At 36.4% G+C, this 3,445-nt stretch carries 2 protein-coding genes; both read right to left on the reverse strand.

The genetic code is table 11. From position 1 onward, the window contains the following. Positions 1–184 precede the first annotated feature (184 nt). Positions 185–1,573, reverse strand: a complete 1,389-nt coding sequence (gene fumC, locus AB3X49_RS19610; protein WP_002135475.1) for a class II fumarate hydratase — start codon at positions 1,571–1,573, stop codon at positions 185–187. A 125-nt stretch (positions 1,574–1,698) separates the two neighbouring features. Next, entirely contained in the window at positions 1,699–3,102 is a 1,404-nt protein-coding gene (gene nhaC / locus AB3X49_RS19615) for a Na+/H+ antiporter NhaC (protein ID WP_002135474.1), read from the reverse strand. Between the last annotated feature and the right edge of the window lie 343 nt (positions 3,103–3,445).

Genomic DNA, 3,445 nt, shown 5'->3' on the forward strand with positions numbered 1-3,445 from the left:
TAATCAGTGGGGTTTTGTTCATCCCCCACTGATTATTAGCCTTCACCAATCGGGCGTTTATGGGCAGCAGGGCTCCCACCTAACTTCTTTGCTGCAGCCGAATTTTGAGGTAGGAATTTTACTGCCCGGCAAATAGCGGGATAAAAAAGCCAAGATTCTAAATTAAGAATCTTGGCCTCTTCTATTATTCTTTCGGAGCAATCATTTTTTTCGGATCTACAATCTCATCAAATTGCTCTTCTGTTAGTAGTCCAGATTGCAATGCTGCTTCTTTTAAAGTTAACCCTTCTTTATGGGCATGCTTCGCAATTTTCGCGGCATTTTCATACCCGATATGTGGGTTTAGCGCTGTTACAAGCATTAATGAACGATTTACATTTTCATTAATTACTTCTTCATCTGCTTCAATACCAACTGCACATTTATCATTAAACGAAACGGTTGCATCAGCTAATAAGTGAGCAGATTGCAGGAAGTTGTAAGCAATAACTGGTTTGAATACGTTTAGCTCAAAATTACCTTGGCTCGCAGCAAATCCGATTGTTGTGTCATTCCCCATAACTTGTGCTACAACCATTGTTAATGCTTCACTTTGCGTTGGATTTACTTTACCTGGCATAATAGAGCTTCCTGGTTCATTTGCAGGGATAATAATTTCCCCAAGACCACTTCGTGGACCACTTGCAAGCCAGCGCACATCGTTAGCTATCTTCATTAAATCAGCAGCTAATGCTTTTAATGCTCCATGTGCAAATACAACTTCATCATGGCTCGTTAACGCATGGAATTTATTTGGTGCAGAAACAAATTGTTTACCTGTAAACAGACTAATTTCTTCCGCTACCATCTCACCAAATTTAGGGTGCGCATTAATTCCAGTTCCAACCGCAGTACCACCAATTGCTAATTCTTTCATATATGTATTGCTATCTGCAATCATACGCTCTGTTTTTTCAAGCATACGGTGCCATCCGCTAATTTCTTGTCCTAACGTTAAAGGTGTTGCATCTTGTAAATGCGTACGACCGATTTTAATAATATGTTCAAATGCAGTTACTTTTTCTGCTAATGTTTCTTTTAATTTCGTAATAGCTGGCAATACATGATTTTCTACCGCAATTACACACGCTACATGAAGTGCTGTTGGGAACGTATCATTGGAACTTTGAGACATGTTCACGTCATCATTCGGATGAATATGTACGTCAGATCCCTTTTCTTTCAAAATTTGATTACTGCGGTTTGCAATTACTTCATTTACATTCATATTTGATTGTGTACCACTACCGGTTTGCCATACGACAAGTGGAAAATGTTCATTCCATTTTTCTGCGATAACTTCATCAGCAGCTTCCACAATTGCTTGCGTCTTCTCTTCTGATAGTTTTCCTAATTTTTGATTACTAAGCGCTGCACTCTTCTTTAAAATCGCAAATGCTTTTACAATTTCAAGCGGCATATGCTCTGTTCCAATCGGAAAATTTTCCTTACTACGCTGCGTTTGTGCTGCCCATAATTTATCAGCTGGAACTTTCATTTCTCCTAATGTATCTCTTTCAATTCTGTACTCCATTTTTTCATCCCCTTGAAAATAAAATACCTACATCCTTTATTTTAACAGACTTTCCATCAAATGATAAGAATTCTCATTGATACATATAAAAAAATTACCTTCCGCCACCGCAGAAGGTAATTTTTTTATGATGCTTGCTTTCCTTTATCCGCATCATCTACATACCAAATGAACTTGCCTGTATATCCATAAATAACTGCTAAAATGAGTGATACGAAGCTTAGCCACATAAATGGAACGTATGATAATGTTGATACACCTAAAATACCAGCCATAAAAATACCATTATCAGACCATGGAACCATACCAGAAGTCAAAGTTCCACCTACTTCTGAGTTACGTGCTAATACGCGGCGATCTATTTTTAATTTATCATAGCTTTCTTCCATAATTTTTGGTGTTAAAATAAGTGATACGTACATCGCACAACCAAATATGTTAGCTAAAAACGCAACGATTAATGTAGACAATGTTACATTACCTGCAGAATTTAATTTCTTCTCGAATTTCGATACGATTACCTTTAGAACACCTAACTTTTCAAGTAATCCACCAAAACCTAAGCCGAAAATAATAACGGCTACTGAACCAAGCATACCATTAATTCCACCACGGTTTAATAACTTATCGACAAACTCGACACCAGATTGAATTGAGAATCCGTTATATGCTGTTCCAATTGCCTCTCCAAAGTTCATTCCTTGGAAAAGTGTTGCCCAAATTGCACCAATTAAAGCTCCCATAGCAATTGTTGGCATAGATGGTTTCTTCATCGCCAATAGCACAATAACAATTACCGCTGGAACAAGCATCCATATTTTAATATCAAAGTGCTTTAATAAAGATTCTTTTAAAAACTCAACTCTATTTAAATCTACATTATCCCCGCCATACATCCATCCAGCAACAGTAAACATAATGCTGGTAATAATATAAGCTGGAACGTCTAATACGAGCATAGCTCGAACGTGAGCAATAACATCTACTTTCGCCATAGAAGCTGCAAGAACTGTGCTATCAGAAAGTGGTGATAATTTGTCTCCGAAATAAGCTCCTGAAAGGACTGCACCCGCAACAAGCGGAAGTGGTAATCCAAGCCCTTCACCTATCGCCATCATAGCAATACCTGCAGTTCCAACTGTTCCCCATGATGTTCCTGTCGCGATAGAAGTGATTGAACAAATAATTAAAGTTGCCAATAAGAATATGCTAGGGTGAATGAATTCTAATCCATAATAAATTAATGTAGGTACAACCCCACCAGCAATCCACGTTCCAATTAAAGCCCCAACTGCAACTAAAATAAGAATTGCTTCTAATCCATTAGAAATCCCTTTCGTAATTGCATCTTGCAATTCTTGATAACGAAATCCTAATCTTAATCCAAGCGCAATAACTAAAAACCATGAAATAAATAGCGCTAATTGAATTGGGAGATCAAAAATCGTTTGGAAGGAAAAGACGACAGCAAGAAATAGGCATAAAAGAATAATAATTTCTAGCATCGATGGTAATCTTACACTTTTCATTTTTTTCTCTCCTTACAAGTCGATAACATGATATATGTTGTCTTACGTGTATACTGTATACAATCAGTGTAGACAAAACAAAATTTTCATATTATTTCGATTTATTTTTTCAGTATAATATATACACAACCCTTTCTATTGTAAAAGTTGATGGCGCTTTTCGCAATGGAAAATAAAAAAATATTGTATTTTTATTTATTTTAGAAAGAACTACCTAATAATAACTTTTTTAATATTTACCACAACAAAACTTTTTACTACTGTCTTCAGCCCATATGTAGTACTATATTTCCTCATAACAAAAAGAGCACACATCATTTAACCGATGTATGCCCCTCTTTTA

Source organism: Bacillus sp. C30, assembly GCF_040838255.1.
Lineage (GTDB): Bacteria > Bacillota > Bacilli > Bacillales > Bacillaceae_G > Bacillus_A > Bacillus_A mycoides.